The 1,396-nt window shown below is 71.5% G+C and carries 1 protein-coding gene and 1 pseudogene; both read right to left on the reverse strand.

Annotated elements, in window-relative coordinates; all coding sequences use genetic code 11:
* On the reverse strand, positions 1-1,007 hold a 1,007-nt coding region (locus BLS70_RS20365), incomplete at its 3' end, for an MCP four helix bundle domain-containing protein (protein ID WP_176946515.1).
* Between the two features lie 275 nt (positions 1,008-1,282).
* Positions 1,283-1,396 (reverse strand): annotated as a pseudogene (locus BLS70_RS21725) (methyl-accepting chemotaxis protein); the annotation flags it as partial.

A 1,396-nucleotide genomic window follows, 5' to 3' on the forward strand; every position in this document is an offset into this window, starting at 1 on the left:
TCCCGGATCGAGGCACCCATCTGCTCCGCGCCGGCGGCCACGGTCTCCACGCTGCGGGACACCTCCTCGGCGGCCGAGGCGACGACACCGCCCTGGGCCGAGGTCTCCTCGGCCGACGCCGAGATCTGCGCGGAGCTGGCGCTCAGCTCCTCCGAGGAGGCGGCCACCGCCGAGGCGGACGCGGCCACCCCGGCCAGCACCTCGCGGAGCGCGCCCTGCGCCGTCGCCAACGACGAGGCCATCCGGCCCAGCTCGTCTTGGCTGCTCACCACCGGGGTGACGGTGAGGTCGCCCTGGGCGAGCGCGTCGACCGACTGCTGGACCGACCGCACCGTGTGGACGAGCCGTCGGACGACGACCACGGCGAGGGCGCCCGAGACCACGATGCCCACGGCGAGCAGCACGAGGACGATCCACACGGCGGCATCAGCGGCCGCCCGGTCGTCGGCCACGTGCTCGGTCGCGGCAGCGGCCTGTGCCGCGCTCTCCGCCTGCAGCTCGTCCAGGGCCCCGTCGCCGAGGCCACGGACCTCAGCCTGGTACAGGGCTCCGAAGCCGGTCAGGTCGCCGGCGTCGGCCAACGGCAGCAACTCGGCCGTCGCGGTGGTGACGAACGCCGAACCTGCGTCGCCCAGACGCGCGACGGCCCCGTCGTCCTGGGCCAGCGGTGCGTACGAGGCCAGGGTGTCCTGGAACTCGGCGAAGCGCTCGTCGATCTGCGTGCGGAGCTCGGTGCGGGTCGCCTCGTCGGCGACGGGGTACTGCAGCAACCGCGCTCGCACGCCCTGGAGGTGGCGCTGCACCTCGTTCAGCGTGTCGATGGGATGCACGTTCTGGTCGTAGAGCTCCTGCTGGGAGCTCGACAGCGAGTCGATCCGGTCGACGGCGACACCGCCTGCGGCGAGGCCGACCCCTCCCAGCAGCACGAGGGCAGCCCCGAGCTTCACGCCGATGGGACGGTCGGCGAACCAGCCACCACGGCGGGTGCGCGAGGACGAGGCGGTCATGTGAGATCTCCAGGTGGTACAGCGGGAAAATGGCGCGACGAGTGCACGAGGAACGTGGCGTCCGCTCCAATCGTGCACCGCGAACATTAGGCGCCGGAAAAGGCGCCGCGTGCAGGTGGTCTGCGTGTCGGATTGCGCACGATGAATGACGTCGCCGACCTCATTCCCCGAGTCGACAAGACGTTTCATGCCGTTCGCGCAATGCGGCACGAGAAAAGCGCACGGCCGGTGGCCGTGCGCTCTTCCCGTGCGTGCGGGCAGTCACCCGCGTCCGGTCAGTAGGTGAAGCGTCCGACCGTGGTGCGCAGGTCTGCTGCCATCTGGGACAGCTCGTCGACGGCGATGCGGGTCTGGGTCAGCGCCTGCGTGGTCGACTCCGCCGCCGAGGA

This window comes from Blastococcus aurantiacus, from assembly GCF_900102425.1.
Lineage (GTDB): Bacteria > Actinomycetota > Actinomycetes > Mycobacteriales > Geodermatophilaceae > Blastococcus > Blastococcus aurantiacus.